The organism is Peristeroidobacter soli, assembly GCF_004138485.1.
Taxonomy (GTDB): domain Bacteria; phylum Pseudomonadota; class Gammaproteobacteria; order Steroidobacterales; family Steroidobacteraceae; genus Steroidobacter; species Steroidobacter soli.
In genome coordinates this window covers 465453-481456 of sequence record NZ_RYEV01000003.1, presented here as the reverse complement: position 1 = coordinate 481456, position 16004 = coordinate 465453, and the positions used below count along the sequence as shown (strand labels likewise).

13 protein-coding genes are annotated in these 16004 nt (G+C 63.7%); 1 reads left to right on the top strand and 12 read right to left on the bottom strand.

Annotated elements, in window-relative coordinates; genetic code table 11:
• Positions 1-3: 3 nt before the first annotated feature.
• The 12 genes from EKO19_RS10925 to EKO19_RS10870 form a co-directional block, all read right to left on the bottom strand.
• Positions 4-1470 carry an AAA family ATPase gene (locus tag EKO19_RS10925; RefSeq protein WP_175597025.1) on the bottom strand — a complete coding sequence of 489 codons (1467 nt, stop codon included), beginning with the start codon at positions 1468-1470 and terminating at the stop codon, positions 4-6.
• Between the two features lie 8 nt (positions 1471-1478).
• Positions 1479-2987 (bottom strand): ATP-binding protein, encoded by a 1509-nt coding sequence (locus EKO19_RS10920; RefSeq protein WP_129776450.1) that lies wholly within the window; start codon positions 2985-2987, stop codon positions 1479-1481.
• A 20-nt stretch (positions 2988-3007) separates the two neighbouring features.
• The gene (locus EKO19_RS10915; RefSeq protein ID WP_157995216.1) at positions 3008-4507 is read right to left on the bottom strand and encodes an AAA family ATPase; all 1500 of its coding nucleotides are present in this window, start codon (positions 4505-4507) and stop codon (positions 3008-3010) included.
• Entirely contained in the window at positions 4504-6060 is a 1557-nt protein-coding gene (locus EKO19_RS10910; RefSeq protein WP_129776448.1) for an AAA family ATPase, read from the bottom strand. Before EKO19_RS10910 ends, EKO19_RS10915 begins: the two co-directional genes overlap by 4 nt.
• A gap of 10 nt (positions 6061-6070) precedes the next feature.
• A complete protein-coding gene (locus EKO19_RS10905; protein ID WP_157995215.1) occupies positions 6071-7543 on the bottom strand; it encodes an AAA family ATPase in 1473 nt (490 codons plus the stop codon).
• A 149-nt stretch (positions 7544-7692) separates the two neighbouring features.
• The gene (locus tag EKO19_RS10900; RefSeq protein ID WP_175597024.1) at positions 7693-10551 is read right to left on the bottom strand and encodes a TonB-dependent siderophore receptor; all 2859 of its coding nucleotides are present in this window, start codon (positions 10549-10551) and stop codon (positions 7693-7695) included.
• A gap of 94 nt (positions 10552-10645) precedes the next feature.
• The gene (locus tag EKO19_RS10895; RefSeq protein WP_175597023.1) at positions 10646-11689 is read right to left on the bottom strand and encodes a FecR family protein; all 1044 of its coding nucleotides are present in this window, start codon (positions 11687-11689) and stop codon (positions 10646-10648) included.
• 27 nt (positions 11690-11716) lie between these two features.
• Positions 11717-12289, bottom strand: a complete 573-nt coding sequence (locus EKO19_RS10890; RefSeq protein ID WP_129776444.1) for an RNA polymerase sigma factor — start codon at positions 12287-12289, stop codon at positions 11717-11719.
• Positions 12286-13056, bottom strand: a complete 771-nt coding sequence (locus tag EKO19_RS10885) for an energy transducer TonB family protein (RefSeq protein ID WP_129776443.1) — start codon at positions 13054-13056, stop codon at positions 12286-12288. The genes EKO19_RS10890 and EKO19_RS10885 overlap by 4 nt, the downstream gene beginning before the upstream one ends.
• Before the next feature lie 9 nt (positions 13057-13065).
• A complete protein-coding gene (gene exbD / locus EKO19_RS10880) occupies positions 13066-13491 on the bottom strand; it encodes a TonB system transport protein ExbD (RefSeq protein ID WP_217705253.1) in 426 nt (141 codons plus the stop codon).
• The gene (gene exbB, locus EKO19_RS10875) at positions 13475-14275 is read right to left on the bottom strand and encodes a tonB-system energizer ExbB (RefSeq protein ID WP_129776441.1); all 801 of its coding nucleotides are present in this window, start codon (positions 14273-14275) and stop codon (positions 13475-13477) included. Before exbB ends, exbD begins: the two co-directional genes overlap by 17 nt.
• Before the next feature lie 68 nt (positions 14276-14343).
• Positions 14344-15276 carry a LysR family transcriptional regulator gene (locus EKO19_RS10870; RefSeq protein WP_246038874.1) on the bottom strand — a complete coding sequence of 311 codons (933 nt, stop codon included), beginning with the start codon at positions 15274-15276 and terminating at the stop codon, positions 14344-14346.
• A 104-nt stretch (positions 15277-15380) separates the two neighbouring features.
• Here EKO19_RS10870 and EKO19_RS10865 point away from each other — a divergent pair, with 104 nt between their 5' ends.
• Entirely contained in the window at positions 15381-15989 is a 609-nt protein-coding gene (locus EKO19_RS10865; RefSeq protein ID WP_129776440.1) for an FMN-dependent NADH-azoreductase, read from the top strand.
• Positions 15990-16004: the final 15 nt, after the last annotated feature.

The following is a 16004-nucleotide window of genomic DNA, read 5'->3' as shown; positions in this document are numbered from 1 at the left end:
CGCTCAGGCAGCCAGTCCTTGCTCGGTCATCAGTTGTCGCATCGTACGGATGCGTTCGATGGCATTGATCACATGGTGAGTGGACGGAGTCGCATCCATCTGCGCGACCAGCTGACTCGCATACTCGAGCTTGGCGTCGTTGACCGCCCTTCTCACATCGGCCGGTGTGAAACCCTCGCTGTTCCGCGCGATGGCGTGCACATCGAAACTCGCCACATCGTCGAAGCCTTCAGCGAGATAGCGACGGTACATGCGCTCGCGGGTCTCCTGATCCGGCAGCCGCGTGCCGAGCCAGAGCTCGACGCGCCCCGAACGCAGCAACGGTTCCGGCACCCGATTCGGATCCATCGCGGTCATCATCAGACACACCTTGCTGGCCGACTCGCTTTCCACGCCGTCGAGCACCGACAGCAGATACCGTGACAGCCCGGCGATGTGCTCGATACCGAACAGCACGTCGGCATCGTCGATGAACAGCACCGAAGGCGCGTTCGCCTTGGCTTCGGCGACGATGGCCTGCACCGCTTCGAAGAACTTGGTCGGTGGCTCGCTCACGATGCTGCCGTCGATCATGAAGAACTTGCCCTTCATCCGATGCGCGAGCGCGCGACCGATACTGGTCTTGCCCGAGCCCGGTGGGCCATAGAGCAGCACGCCGCGCTTGGCTTTCAATCTCAGCCGCTCGGCACGCTCGAGATCCTCGTACGGCAGGACGACGAACATCTCCAGCGTCTGCGCGATGTGCTCGGACCCAGGCAGCGAGTCGAAACGAATCGGCTCGACCTTGCCGGCATCGACGTTGCTCTGAGTGATCCAGGCAGCGATCACGCCAAGGAAACTCTCGGTCGTGATCTCGCCACCGTCGGCTGCCGCGAGTTTTGCCGCCGCGGCGATCTGATAGCCGTTGAGCATGGGCGAAGCGCGGTGGACCACTTTGAAATCCACGCCGTCGAAGCGGGCACCCTCGACGCTGCCGCTCGCGATAGATCGATAGTCCTCGGAGGTGAAGCCCGGCACATGCATCATCACCACATGCGGACGATAGATATCTTTCTGCCTGAGCCAGTGCTTGTCGATGGAGCCGCTGCCCACCAGCACCAGTCGCGAGCCGACGCGATCCGCCGCGGCATAGATGCTCGGCAAGATGGTGCTCGACATGAGATCGCGCCGTTCGTGGGTACGGATCGCCATCATGTATTCGAAGTCGTCGATGATCAGGGTGCGCCCGGCCTCGAGCTGCTCGACGATCACGGCCATCGCGATCTCATCGATCCGGCCGGGATCGGCGCCGCAGACCGCGTCTGTCAGATCGCCGAGCCGCACAATGGCCGCCCCGTCCTCATCGCACAGCGCCTGGCACAGCGTCGTCTTGCCCATGCCGTCCGAGCCGGCCAGCGCGACGATGGAAGAAGTCGCGAGTGCCTTGCGCACGTCGCCCAGAAAGTCGTGTTGGTTTTGAGTGAGCTGCATAAAGTTCCTCAAACGGCCGTGGCCAGTTCGAGCTTCGCGTCCTGCATCAGCCGGCGCGACTCCAGGTTGATCTGCACGGCGCGCTCGTAATAGTCCTGCGCGGACTGGAGCGGATGCGCTTTCACCGTGTCGAAGGCATGGATCGAGCGCGCATCTTCGGCGAGCCGGCGCAGATCCGCCGGCGTGCATCCCTGCGTGATCGCACTCAGGTGTGCATAGTCGGCACGGTCGAGCTTCGGCAAAGTCGCCGGCATCCATTTACGAATGATCCTGGCGCGCGCATCCGCATCGGGCGTGCGCGTTCCAAGCCACAGCTCGACGCGACCGGACCTCAGCACCGCATCCGGAATCTTTCTCGGGTCCATCGCCGTCATCATCACGCACACCTTGTTCGCGCGGTCACCCTCGATGCCGTCGAGCAGTGTCAGCAGCAATCGCGGCAGTCCCGCGATGTGCGGAATGGTGAACAGCACGTCGGCGTCGTCGATGAACACCACCGAGGGCGCGTTGGCCTGCGCCTCACGAATCAGATGCTCGACGCGGGCGAAGAAAAATCCCGGCCAGTCGGTCACGAATGAGCCGTCGAGCAGAAAGAACTTGCCTTTCATTCGATGCGCGAGCGCGCGACCGATACTGGTCTTGCCCGTGCCGGGCGGACCATATAGAAGCACGCCGCGCTTCGGCCGGAGCCCGAGCGCCTCGTCGGCTTCCAGCGGCATGAGCACGTGCGTTTCGAGCTTGGAAGTGATGTGCTCGGCGCCAGGCAGATCGTCGAAGCGCAGCGCCTCGACCTCCTGCGTTCTGGTGTTGGAGCGAACGCCGACCCGCTGCACCTGTTCGAGAACCGTTTCGGTAGTCGGGCGCGAAGTGCCCGACGCGTTACAGGCACGCGCGATATCTCTCAGCTGATAGCACGTCATGTACGGCGCGGCACTGTGAATGCGCTCGACGTCGATCGCATCAACCTGCGTCGCCTGCATCCAGTTGCCGAGAATGCGTCGATAATCCTCCGCTTCCATCGCGGCCAGCGTGACCACCTCTGCGTCCGCGACTCCGTAGAGCCGGTCGACCGAGTGATCGGACAGGCCGCGACGATCGGTAGGCACCGCGCCAGACAAAATGACTCGCTTGCCCGCGGCACGCGCCTGCTTCCACAGCGCGGGTATCAGAAACCGCTGGAAGTACATTGCACGCGTGCCGAGCACGGGAAAGCCGCCGCCACCGTTGTGCATGAGATTGCTGAAATCGTCGATGGCGATGCCATCACCGGTTCGCAGCGCGTCTTCCAGAAGCCGGTGGACCGCGAAGTCCGCCCGCTCCGGAAGCACGCCCGACACGACGCGCAGGATTTCATCCAGCCCGACGAAGCGCGCGCCGAGACGTGACGCGATTTCCCGCAGCACCGTGGTTCGTCCCAGCCCGGGCTCGGAAACAATGGCCACCACGCCTGGCTTCTGGAGTCGCAGCAGCGCCGCGTCGACCGCGGCGGTCTGAACTCGCGTAGGAATCGGATTCATATTGCTTGTTCCGTGGAGCTTCAATGTTGTGCCCAGGTAGCCGACATCTCTTGGCGCATGCGTTTGATCTCTTCCGCCGCCACGGCCAGGGAGCTTGCGATCGTGGCATCGTGCTCGCCTCGCTTGCGTCGGGCCGCGCTGGTCAACTTCGCATCTTCGACCAGACGCCGGAGGTCCGCGGGCGTGAAGCCTTCGGAAATCTCGGCAGCTGCGTCCAGACCGTTTGCATCGTGCAGGTCGTTGCCAGCGAGCCACCGCTGCATCATCCGAACCCGGGTCTCACGATCGGGCGTGCGTGTCTCCAGCCACAGCTCGACGCGCCCGGAGCGGATCAGCGCCGGCGGCAGCTTCGCCGGATCCATCGCCGTCATCATGATGCAGACCCGCCCCGCGCTCTGACTCTCCACCCCGTCCAGCAGCGACAACAGATAACGCAGCAGGCCGGCGACGTGATGAACGCTGAACAGCAGATCCGCGTCGTCGATGAAGATCACCGCCGGCGCGTTCTCCTTGGCGAGCGTCACCACCCGCTGCACCTGAAAGAAAAAGAACGACGGCGGCTCGGTGATCACCGACCCATCGATCATGAAGAACTTGCCTTTCATGCGATGCGCGAGCGCACGACCCACCGATGTCTTGCCGGTGCCCGGCGGTCCATACAGCAGCACACCCCGCTTGGCCTTGAGTCCGAGCCTCGCCGCCAGCGCATGCTCTTCGAGCGGAATCACCACGTGGGTCTCGAGCTGTTCGAGCAACGACTCGGCGCCTGGCAATTGCTCGAAGCCGATCTTCTCAACCTCGGTCTCCCTGACGTTGCCGCCGCCGTTGCTGGCGCGAATCGCCTCGATCAAACCACTGGTCCCGGGCTTGCCGGCGCGCGTGAATTCGGCCAGCGCGGTGCCGAATTCCGCCAGCGTGATCCTGGGCGCCTCGTTCTCGATCAATGCGAAGTCGATCTGCTCGACGCCCTCGCTCACGCGCGAGCGCGCGAACGCCTGCAAGTCGGGCGCACGCTTCTCTTCGAGCACCACCACCTCCGCCAGGCCTTCATATCTCAGGTCGTGGCGCATGCGACGCCACGCGTCTTCCTGCGATTCGAACAGGAACGGGACCGGCGCACGATGCACCGTGAGCAGGCGTTTGCCGAGACGATCGCATTCCTGCACGAACCGTTTCAGGAACGTTCGACGCAAGGCGAAGCCGGCATGCATATGCAGCGTGTCGTAGTCGTCGATGACCAGCACATCGCAGTGTCGGATCGCGTCCTTCAGCAGTTCCTGCATATCGAACGAACCGCCGCTCTGCTGGTTGCGCCGATAGCTGCGATCCAGCTCCAGAAATTCCTCGGCGGTGACGATGCGGCTGCGATAGCGCTGCGCGACCTCGGCCGCCACCCGGCTCTTGCCATCGCCAATCTGACCGATGAGGGCGACGCGCGTGGAATATCCCAGCGCGGCACAGACCTTGTCGGTTGCATCGAGCTGAAACGGCAGCAGGGTCGTTGCGTTTGCAGGTTTCATGGGATTCGCATCTCCGGCTTGCCGAGCACTTCCGCCATCCGATTTCTCGCCTGCTTCAGCGTGACAATGGCTCGCTCCAAGTAATGCTGAGCCGCCTGCGGCACTGCGCGACGGTGCAGATCCATTCCGTACAGACATTGCGCGTCCATCACGATGCGACGCAGGTCGGCCGCGATGAACCCGCTCGTCAACTCGCCCAGCTTCGGCAGATCGACGTCGTGTTCGCGCGGCATCGCGCCGTGCAGCCAGCGCTGGATCATGCGAGCTCGGGTCTCCGCCATCGGCCTCCGGGCTTCGAGCCACAGCTCGATGCGACCGGAGCGCAGGATGGCTTCGGGCACCTTGCGAGGATCCATCGCCGTCAACACCACACAAACATTGCGTGACGATTCGCTCTCCAAGCCGTCGAGCAGCGTCAGCAGATACCGGGTCAGGCCGGAGATGTGCACGATCTCGAACAGCACGTCGGCATCGTCGATGAACAGCACCGACGGCCCCTCGCGCATGGCGTCGTGGACCACCGTCAGGAACTTCTCGAAGAACGCACCGGGCGGCTCGGTCAGCATCGAACCGTCGATCAGAAAGAAGCGCCCACCCATGCGATTCGCGAGCGCGCGGCCGATACTGGTCTTGCCCGTGCCCGGCGGTCCGTACAGCAACACGCCGCGTTTGGGCTTCACACCGCCGGGCATGCTGGAGGCGAGCTCGATCGGACGCACCACCAGTTTCTCCAGCGCATCGCGAATGTGCTCGGCGCCGGGCAGCAGATCGAAGGTCACATCCTCGACTTCCTTGAGATTGACGTTGCCCTCGCGCACGACGGCGTCGATCACCCGCAGGACCGACGCGGTGCCGATCCTGTCGCCATCGCGCTCGGCCATCAGCAACGCCCGCGCAATGACTTTCAGATCGTGCATGTTGAGCAGCGGCGCATGCCGAAACATGGCGTCGCAATCGATGTTGCCGACGCGCGTCTCGCCGATCATGTTGGTGAGCGCGACCCGATAGTCCTCGGCCGCGAAGCTCGGAATCTCCTCGCCGATCGCATAACCGGTATGCAACATGCTCGGGGCATACGATTTCTTGGGCGGGCCGGCGACGATCAGCTTGTGACCGGCCCGCTGCAGCGTACGGAACAATGACTTCACCAACACGCCGTGGATCTCCGGCTGCATGTGATTGCTGAGCGCGCCGATCTCCAGATGCGTGTCGTCCCACCACAGACAAGTGACTTCGTTGGCCACGACCGCTCGCTCGAGATACTCGAAGGTCGCGATGTCGCGCGTGTTCTCGTCGCGGACCATGAGGTGACGCTGCAACTCGTCCGCGCCGATCAGCCGGGCGCCGAGATCGCGGGCCAGCTGCGCCAGCACCGTTCGCTTGCCCGAGCCGGCCTCGCCCGAAATCACCGCGAGCGGTCCGATCTGCAGCGCCGTTGTCACCTGCCGATACGCCACTCGCTGCGCCGGCGTCAGCTCGACGCGCTCCTGAGGCAGGACGATGAAGGACGATGCGGCGAGCGCCGGCGCGTCCGGATTGCGTTTGCTCAACACGAAATGTTCCTTACAGGGAAGCAACGGCCAGCTGCATTTGCGCGCGTGCTTCGAGCACGGCGGCGGCAGCGTCGTTGAGATAGTCGAAGTTCATGCGTGCGGGCGCGCCGTCGACCTGATCGGTCACTTGCAGCAGCTTCGCTTCGTTGACCACACGCCGCAGATCCGCCGGCGTGAAGCCCGCGGCCTTGGCGGCGACGATTTCGAGCTCGGTACGCGTCGCGCGAAAGCCTGCCTTGTCCGCATGCACCTGCATGATGTCCGCCGCGTAGCCTTCTTCCGGCGCCTTGGTTTCCAGCCACAGCTCGACCCGGCCGGAGCGAATGATGGCGTCCGGCACTTTGCGCACGTCCATCACCGCCAGGATCACGCACACCCGCGAAGCCGAATCGCTCTCCAGGCCGTCGAGGATGGTCAGCAGATAGCGCTGCAGACCGGCGATGTGCTCCAGCTCGAACAACAGATCGGCGTCATCGATGAACAGCACCGCAGGCGAAGCGGCGATCGCCGAACGCACGATGGCATCGAGCCGGCCGAAGAACGCGGACGGCGGCTCGCTGATCACGCTGCCATCGACCATGAAGAAGCGGCCTTGCAACCGCTTGGCCAACGCGCGGCCGATGCTGGTCTTGCCAGTGCCCGGCGGTCCGTACAACAGCACGCCGCGCTTGGCGGTGAGTCCGAAGCGCAACGCCAGGTCGGTGCGTTCCAGCGGCAGAATCACATTGCGCTCCAACGACGCCGCGAGCGTTTGCAGGCCCGGCAGTTCGTCGAAGGAAATCTGTTCCACTTCGCTCAGATCGATGGCCTGCCGATCGAACCAGCGCTCGACGGCCGCCACGAAGCCCTGCGTGCTCACTTGTTTCTGCCGCAACAGATCGCGACACGCGACCACGATCTGAGTCGCGGTGAGGCCGGCCATGCGGCGCTGGATGGATTCGAAATCGAGCTGTGCGCAGCCGTGCGGACCCAGCACGGTGCTCGCGATGTGACGATAGTCAGCCTCGGTGAGCTCGGGCAAGGCCACCGCAATCGCGCGGCCACCGTAGGTCACCGCTTTGGACAGCCACGTCTCTTGCGGCTCGCCGATGATGACCAGTGTCACGCCACGCTGCTCGGCCAGCTCGATGATCTCGGGCAGCACGACCTCCCAGAACAGATGACCGCGCATCCTGGGTGTCGACATGGCGAGATAAGCGCTGGCGTCATCGAGAATGACGACGTCGTAGCGCAGAACGGCTTCGCGAATGATGACGCCGATGGATTCGTCGGCGCGGGCCGGCTCGTCGGCGCGGATTGCGAGCGCAATGGCGACGCTGTCGAGCAGCTTGCGGTTGCCACGGGCAGCGAGCGCCTGCGCCAGCGTCGTCCGGCCGCAATCGGGCTTGCCGTTCAAGGTGACCACGGTGGTCTTGCCGATACAGCGCTCGATCTGCGCCAGCGCTTCAGCTTGCGAGGGCGACAGGCAAATTGTTTCGTCCACGGACGCGAGGATCCTTGCTTCGTTCGGCATGACCAGGTTGGGAATGAGAGAGCGGTGGTCTCAACCCGATAACGATCTGAGCGGCCCGATTCAGCAGTGCCCATGAAAAAAGCGCCGCTCCCCGGAGGAAGCGGCGCCTCGGGTCGCGATCAGAACTTGCCGCGCAGACCCAGCGAGAAGCTGCGGGGCTCGCCGTACCAGTTGTCGTTGTCGACGCTGCCGGTACGCACGAAATAGGTCTTGTCGAACAGATTGTTCACGTTGAGCGACAAGGTCCAGGTGTTGTCCAGCCGATAGGAGGCCATCGCCGAGCTGACGGCATAGCCGCCCTGGGTGAATGCGAAGGGCGCGAAGTTGTCGCAGTCGACGACCGGCTGATTGGTCAGCGGATCGACACCGCTCACGACATACTGGGTGCACACCGAGCCGCTGTTGTAGCTGGCGCTCTGGTAGTTGACGCCGGCGCCGACCCGCAACCCATCCAGGCGGGGAAACTGCCTGCGCACATCCCATGAGGCCCACAGCTTCAGATGATGTTCCGGCGCATACGTTCTGAGCGGTTCTCGCGACTGAAAGTCCGGCGTGTTCCACTCGAACTTATTGCGATTGAGCGTATAGCCGGCCGCGATCTGCACGCCGGTCCAGATCTCGCCGGTCACCTCGGCGTCCAGGCCGTAGCTGGTCGCCTTCTGCTCCTCACCCACGTAGTAACAGCACGAGACGTTCCAGCGCATGGACTCGTTGAATTCGATGTCGTTGTACAACAGCGCCGCCATGTCTTCCTGCACTGTGTAATATCCCGCGAGCGAAGCGTTGAGACGGCCATCGCGACCGACATAGCGCGTGCCGAATTCCGCCGTGAAGCCCGTCACCGGCGGCAGCGGGTTGTGATTCACGTCGAGATTGTTCGCCTGGCTGCGATAGATGTCGGCATAGCTGCCGTAGGCCGTCCAGTTGTCGGCCAGGTCGTACACCAGCGACCACGTCGGCGGCAAGGAGAATGTCTCGTCGGCATTGTTGATACGCTTGTAGAAATCTCCGGTCGGCGCGCCGATCGGAACCCGGGCGATCACGCCGAAAGTGCCATCCGGCAAATCGCCGAACAGATTGCACATGCTGTCCCGGAAGCTGCTGCAGAAGCCACGCGAGGTCTCGTTGTACTTGTAGTAGCTGTAACGAAGTCCGAGATTCAGATGCAGCCGCCCGAAAAACTCACCGCTCCAGTTGGCGTACGCCGTATGAGTGTTGAAACCCTGATCGTAGTAGTCGCGCTTCTGCGCACCGAGCGGCTGACGCAGATAGGCGTTGCGATCGAAGTTGAGGATGTCGGCCTCGTAGTTGGCGGGATCGCCGGCGGGGTAGCCCGGCACGAAGCCGTCGTAGGCCTGCAAGCCGGTGGTGTTCGCGACAAAGGTCAACGACTCGACCTGCGTTTCCTGATAGTTGGCGCCGACCGCGAGCTTCTGCGGAATGCCGAACAGCGAGAACTCGCCGCTGACCAGCAGGTCCACACCGTGGTTGTACGGTTCGCGCTCGGCGCCATACCAGCCGTACATACGCCAGCCGCGATTGGTATTGGGATTCAGCGCGCCGCTGCCTTCGCCGTACCAGATGCGTTGCTTCTGTTTCTGGGTCATCAAATTTAACTTGAGCTGCCAGCTCGGTGCGAACTGATACTCACCGGCCAGAAACAATTCCTGAGTCTTCAGCTCCTCGTAGCTGTCGTCGAAACACAGGCAGGTTTCGCGCGACAACGGCAGGCTCGGGCCGGTCTGATAGCGCGGCAGTCCCGCTTGCCAGGGCGTGGCGTCGCGATTGGCGATCTGAAAGCCGCCGCGCAGGACCAGTTCGTCCGTCACGTTCGTTTCGAGCACGCCATACACCATGGAGTTGTCGACGTCGGCCACGTCGTAGAAGAAGTCCTGCTCCTGATGAACCGCGACCAGGCGGCCGCGCACGCCGTCGAGCGACGGAATCGGACCGGTCACATCGAGCGAGACGCGCCTGTCGTTCCAGCTGCCGACCTGCAGATCGAGGAGCGCCTGGTTGTGATCCAGCGGCCGCTTGCGCACCAGGTTCACGATGCCACCGGGCTCGCCGTAGCCTGAATACATGCCGTCCGAGCCGCGCAGCAGCTCGACGTGGTCGTACATCGCCATGTCGAAGTTGGGCTGGTAGAAATAAGCGGTCGACGCCGGCGCGCCGCCATCGACGCGATAGGTTCTGACCTCGAACCCGCGCGAATAGAAATCGTTGGAAAGATTGTTGGCGCCCTGGCGCACGGTGATGCCCGGCAGCTGTTCCATCACCGAGCGAAAATCGGTGAGGTTCTGATCGTCGAGGCGCTGACGCGTCATCACGCTCACGCTTTGCGGAGTATCCTTCAGCGCCGTTGCCGTCTTGCTCACCAGCGCCGTCGCTTCCGGCGTGTAGCTGCCGCTGTTCTCGGTCGCAGTGGCGTCGCTGCTGCCGTTGATTCCCGCCAGCGCGCGGCCGGACTCCGCGCCTTCGATGCGCACCGGCCCCAACATGCGCGTGTCGCCGGTGACCGGCAATGTTTCTATTTCCACCGTGCGCGGCCCGGTGAAGCGATAGGTGAGCCCCGTGCCTCCGAGCAGCGCACCCAACGCCTGCTCCGCGTTCATGCTGCCTCGGATGCCGGCGGTGCGCTTGCCCTTGGTGACGGTGATGTCCACGGTGAACTGAATGCCCGCTTGCTGTCCGAAAGCCAGCAACGCGGTGCCGAGCGGCCCGGCGGGAACGTTATATTCACGCGTCACCACCTGCTGCTCGCGGTTCTCCTGCGCATGAACGTTCGACACTGCAAGCGTCGCCATGCCCGCCGCGAGCATCGCAATCCGAATCGCGCGCGGCACGCTGGCGAGCGGCCCAAGAAACTCTCTCGACATGATCGTCCCCATGTTTGTTTGATGATCCGCCTCATGGCGCCCGGGCAGCGCATCGCGCGCTGCTTTCCAGGCGTTAACGACCTTGCCGGTCGCGATCATCAGCACACGGTGAAATAATACGGAAACAAAAAAGGCCCGGCGCATGCGCCAGGCCCTTGCTGAATCAACGGCTCCCTGCCCGTTCAGTCGCGCATCAGGATGCATGCGCCGGCGCATCGCTGATCCACACCAGCGGACCGAAGCGACCGATCTTCAATGGGAACTTGCGCTCGACATTGTCGAACCATTCATCGATGCGCGCCACATCGACGATGGCGTTGACGCGCACCTCGCTCAGCCGCGCATCGTTGGCGACGATGATGCGGGCGTCGTAGCGTTCTATTTCGGCCAGTATCTCGGCGAGCGTGGCATTCTCGAACACCAGATAGCCGGTGCGCCACGCCGTCGCGTGCTCGGCGTTCACCATCTGGATGTTTCCAACCGAGCCGTCCGGACTCACTCGCACCCGCTGATCTTTAGTGATGTCGACCGAGCTGCCGGCCTCGCCGCTGACTTTCACTTTACCGCGCGCGACAGTCACCAACACACCGGCGCCATCGTTACGGACGGCGAAGGCAGTGCCGAGCACACGCACCTTGCCCATTCCCGCATCGATGATGAAAGGCCGCGCCTCATCGCGCTTGACGTCGAAGAACGCTTCGCCGCGCGCGAGCTTCACGTGCCGCTCCCGAGCAGTCATCTCGACATTGGCGGCGGAGTCCGTGTTCAGCCACATGGTGCTGCCATCGGCCAAGGCGAGCGTGCGCTGCGCGCCGGTCGCCGACACTTGATCGAACCGCCAGTTGTGCCACCACTCGCGACCGACGCCGAGCATGCAAAACGCCAGGATCGCGGCGGCCAGCAGCTTCACCCGCACCTGACGCCTTTGTTTCCTGCGCAGCGAATGATTGCAACGCTGGCTGGCCAGCCTCGGCGCATAACGGTCCTGCAGCGGTCGTTCCAGCTGCAGCCAGAACGTGCGCGCCTGCGCGAGTGCGCGGGCATTGTCTTCGTTCTCGTCGCGCCAGCGCTCGAACGATGCGACCAGCTCCGGCGCGGCCTCACCGGACGTGAGCCGCATCAGCCACGCGGCCGCCTGCTCCTCCGGCCCCTCCTCGATTGGGTCATCCCGTTCCATGAATTCCAGCTCACTCATTGCGTCGTTCTCTACAACGATCCGGTCCGGTTCCGTTTTCATACTCATTTCCCGTAACTCGATCGCCACTCAGCCCTGGGCCAGCTTGCGCTTGCAATGCAGGAACGCGCGCACCGCATATTTTTCCACCAGACTGCGCGACACGCCGAGCTTGTCGGCGATCTCGGTGTGCGTGAGTCCTTCGATGCGGCTCAGATACAGCACGTCGCGACACCTCGGCGGCAGATCCGACAGCGCCGAGTCGATGGACTGGAACCGCTCCTGCATCAGCGCCTGGGTCTCCGGATCGACGACGTGGCCGTCGAACAGCACGATGGCGCCGGCCAGCAGCTGCAGCCGATTGCCTTCGACGCGCAGGTGATCGATGGCCGCGTTGGTCGCCATGCGCATCAGATAGCGCCGCGCCTCTTCCTCTTTCGACAACGAGTGCGCCACGCGCTGCAGACGAAAGAACATCTCCTGCGCCAGATCCTGCGCGACCTGATGATTGCCGGTCTTGCGCTCGATGACGCGCTCCAGGCTCGGCCGGATCTGCACGAAGATGCGCGCCAGCTCCTCCTGGGTAATGGCGGCCGCTTCCCCCTGGCCGGCATCGGGCTCGACGCAGGAAGGCGCGAGCAGTCGGGGCTTGAACCATCTCATGGACTGGTCACCTGCACGAAGCGCTTGGACAGGAAGAACTCGACTGGCACCAGCATCTCGACAGTATTGCCCGCCACCTCCTGCGGCGGCGGTGGCAGCGGCGAGGCGCGGCGGATCAAGCGCCCGACTTCCGCATCGAGCAGCGCATGCCCGGCGCTACGCTCGATCTTCCAATCGATCACCTCGCCGCGGCGATCCATGGTGAAGCGCAGATAGATCGTGTCCTCCTGACGCCGCTTCTGCGCCGCGCCCGGATAACGCTTGAAACGTTCCAGGTGAGTGAGCAACGAGCTCTCCCACGTCTGCACGACGTTCACTGTCGGCTCATGCGATACGCCGGTCTGCGGCGCCTTGAGAGCATCCTGTTCCTGCGCGAGGTTGGTCGGAACGTCAGTGGTCTGGTCCGCGGCGGTGAGTTGCTCGGGTTCCACCGGCACGTCGAGTTTGGCGGCCAGCGCATCCGGCGGTGGCCGTTCGGTTTCTGGCGGCGGCTCAAAGGTCGGCGGCTTTTCTTTGGGACGCGGCCTGGCCTCGCTCTCCACCTGCTGCGGTCCGGGCGGCACTTCGGTGACTCGCGGCTCCGGCGCTGTGGGCAGCACGGCGAGCTCCACCGTCATCGCCGCCATTGGCATCGCGACGGGCTCGGCCGCGCCGAAACCGAAATCCAGAATGAGAGCGGCGGCAGCGGCGGCATGCACGAAAACCGCGATCAGTATGCTGCTGCCCCATCGGGTGACATCGCGCCTGGCAGTGTAGCTGTGCGACATACTCGCTTCTCAGGTGCCGGATTTATCGAGGGTGACGAGTGCGATCCTGGCGAAGCCCGCGGTCCGCAGGTCGTCCATCACACCCATCAGGTCGCCATACGAAACTCCCTTGTCGGCGCGCAGAAAAATTCTGCTCTCCATGTCGTCGCCCAGCGCCCGCTGCAACGCCTGCGGCAGCATGTCCCGAGCAATCTCCCGCTCGCCGATGGAGATCCGCAAATCGGCTTGCACGCTGACGATGACGGGATCCTGCTCTTCGGGCTTTGCCTGCGCGCTCGACACCGGCAGATCCAGTGGCACGTTCACGGTGGCCAGCGGCGCCGCCACCATGAAAATGATCAACAGCACCAGCATCACATCGATGAATGGCGTGACGTTGATCTCGTGCAGGCCGGTGAGATCCTCGCCTTCGCCGGGATCAAGCTTGAACGCCACGGCGCGCCTCCACGACCAGCGCATGCTCACTCGATGCCCCGAGCTCCAGGTCGCGCCCGAGCAGACACATGACCCGGGTCGCCGCGTCGTTCATTCGCACGCGCTCGCCCGCGATGGCGCGAGCGATCGCGTTGTAGGCGAGCACCGCTGGAATCGCCGCCACCAGTCCGCACGCAGTGGCCAGCAATGCCTCGGCAATGCCGGGCGCGACCACCGCGAGATTGGTCGTCTGCGCTTTGGCGATGCCGATGAAGCTGTTCATGATTCCCCACACGGTGCCGAACAGCCCGATGAAAGGGGCCGCGGCACCGATGCTGCCAAGAATGCTCACGCCCCGCGACAATCGCCTGAGCTCGGCGGCCTGCACGCCCTGAATGAGCGCGGCGGCTCGTTCCTTGATGCCTTCGCTGTGTTGTAGACGCAATGGATGCGGGTAGCGGGACGCCTCGTGGCGGGCGTGTTCGACCATGCTGCCGACGCCGTGATCGGGCAGCCCGGCGAGCGCTTCGATACTGGCACTGGCGGTGAGCGCCCGGATCGAGTCGGCCAGCGAGCGGCGACTCGCCAGCAGCTCACGCATCTTGGCAATCCAGATACTCAACGTGGCGACCGAGGCCAGCGTCAGGATCAGCATCACCGACTTCACGACCCAATCCGCCTGCTCGAACATGGAGCGCACGGTTATGTCGTGCGCCAGCGGCGCGGCTTGCTGAACGATGGACTGCGCCATGGCGGCGCTCCCCGGCAGCACGGCGCAGACCCAAGCAACCCAGGACTTCTTCAAGACGACCTCCGGCCAGACTCCCCCCTACTTCCTGCTTTACGAATGGGCCGCCGGAAATCATCACTCTGTCATGTCGATGTGCTTATGCCCGCCTTCCGCACCTCCTCCTTGATGATCTCCGCCAGGCGCAACGTGCCCGGCCCGGCACCGGCGCGATCCGCAAAGGCCAGGTACAGCGGCTGGCTGCGTTGATTCATGTCGCGCATCGGCAGCTCCTTCAGCTCGCCGTTGCGCAGCTCGGTGCGAATCTTTTCTTCGGCCAGCCACGAGAACCCGTAGCCACGCGACACCGCACCGATCGATGTGGCCATGTTGCTCACGGTCCAGCGACGCGCGACATCGAGCGTCAATGCCTTCTTGTCGCGCGTGGCGCTGGTGTCACGCACGATGATGTGACGATGTTTCCTCAGATCCCGGTATTCCAGCGGCCGTCCGAGCCGGTGCAGCTCGTGATCCGGATTCGCGACCGGCATGACACGCACGGTGGTCAAGTGCTCCGCCGGCAGCCCCGGAGGCACGATGCCAGTGATCGCGAGATCGGCCTTGCCGGTGCGCAATGCTTCGGGCGTGCCGTCGAGCACGGTCTCGAACCATTCGATGCGCGTCTGCGGGCTCTCCTGGCCGAACCGGTCCAGACATTGAAACATCAGCCAGGTGGGAAACAGGATTTCGACCGCGATGGAGATCTCCGCTTCCCAGCCGGCCGACACCCGGCTCGCCGCGCGTTCGATGGCATCGGCATCTTCGAGGAGCAACCGCGCGCGCCGATACAACATCTCGCCGGTCGGGGTGAGCCTGGCTTTGCGGCCCTGGATCTCGAATGCCTTCACCTGCAGGGTCGATTCGAGCTTCTGCACGGCGTAGGTCACGGACGACTGACTCTTATGCAGCACCTCCGCCGCCCGGGCATACCCGCCCGCCTCCACGACGGCGATCAGACAGCGCCATTGCTCTATGCTGATGTGTGGCAAGCGCATGACTGACAAAGATTTTGTAGACATCTATCTAACCAGTCGATTAATAACCTCAAAATATTGAGCTTTTTTATCTATCCATTCAATACTTAAATAGCGACCACTGAAAACAAAGCGGATTCGGAGGTCACATGAGCACTTTGCTACAGATCAATGCCAGCCTGGCCGGCGCCAACGGTCAGTCTTCCCGCCTTGCCCAGCGCTTCGTCGCCGACTGGCAGGCCAACCATCCCAATGGCCGCGTGATCACGCGCGACCTCGCGAGCGAGCCGGTGCCGCACCTGACGGCCGAGCGCTTCCAGGCGTTCCTGTCGCAGCCCGACGCTCGCACGGACGAACAGCGCGCGGTGAGTGAGTACTCGGACGCGCTGATCGAGGAGATCAAGAACGCCGACACCATCGTGTTCGCGGTGCCGATGTACAACTTCAGCGTCCCGTCGACGCTGCGTGCGTACTTCGATCACATCGCCCGCGCTGGCGTGACGTTCCGTTACACCGCCACCGGCCCGGAAGGATTGCTCAAGGGCAAGAAGGCGTACGTGTTCATCACTCGCGGCGGTTTCTACGCCGACGCGGCCGATACACAGACGCCGTACCTGAAGCAGTTCCTCGGCTTCATCGGCATCACCGATGTGAGCTTCATCTTCGCCGAAGGCCTCAGCCTGGGCGATGAGTCTCGCGAAAAGAGCTTGAGCAAGGCTCACGACGCGATCGGCGAGCTGCTGCCGCGGGCTGCGTAACCCAGGCGCATCTTG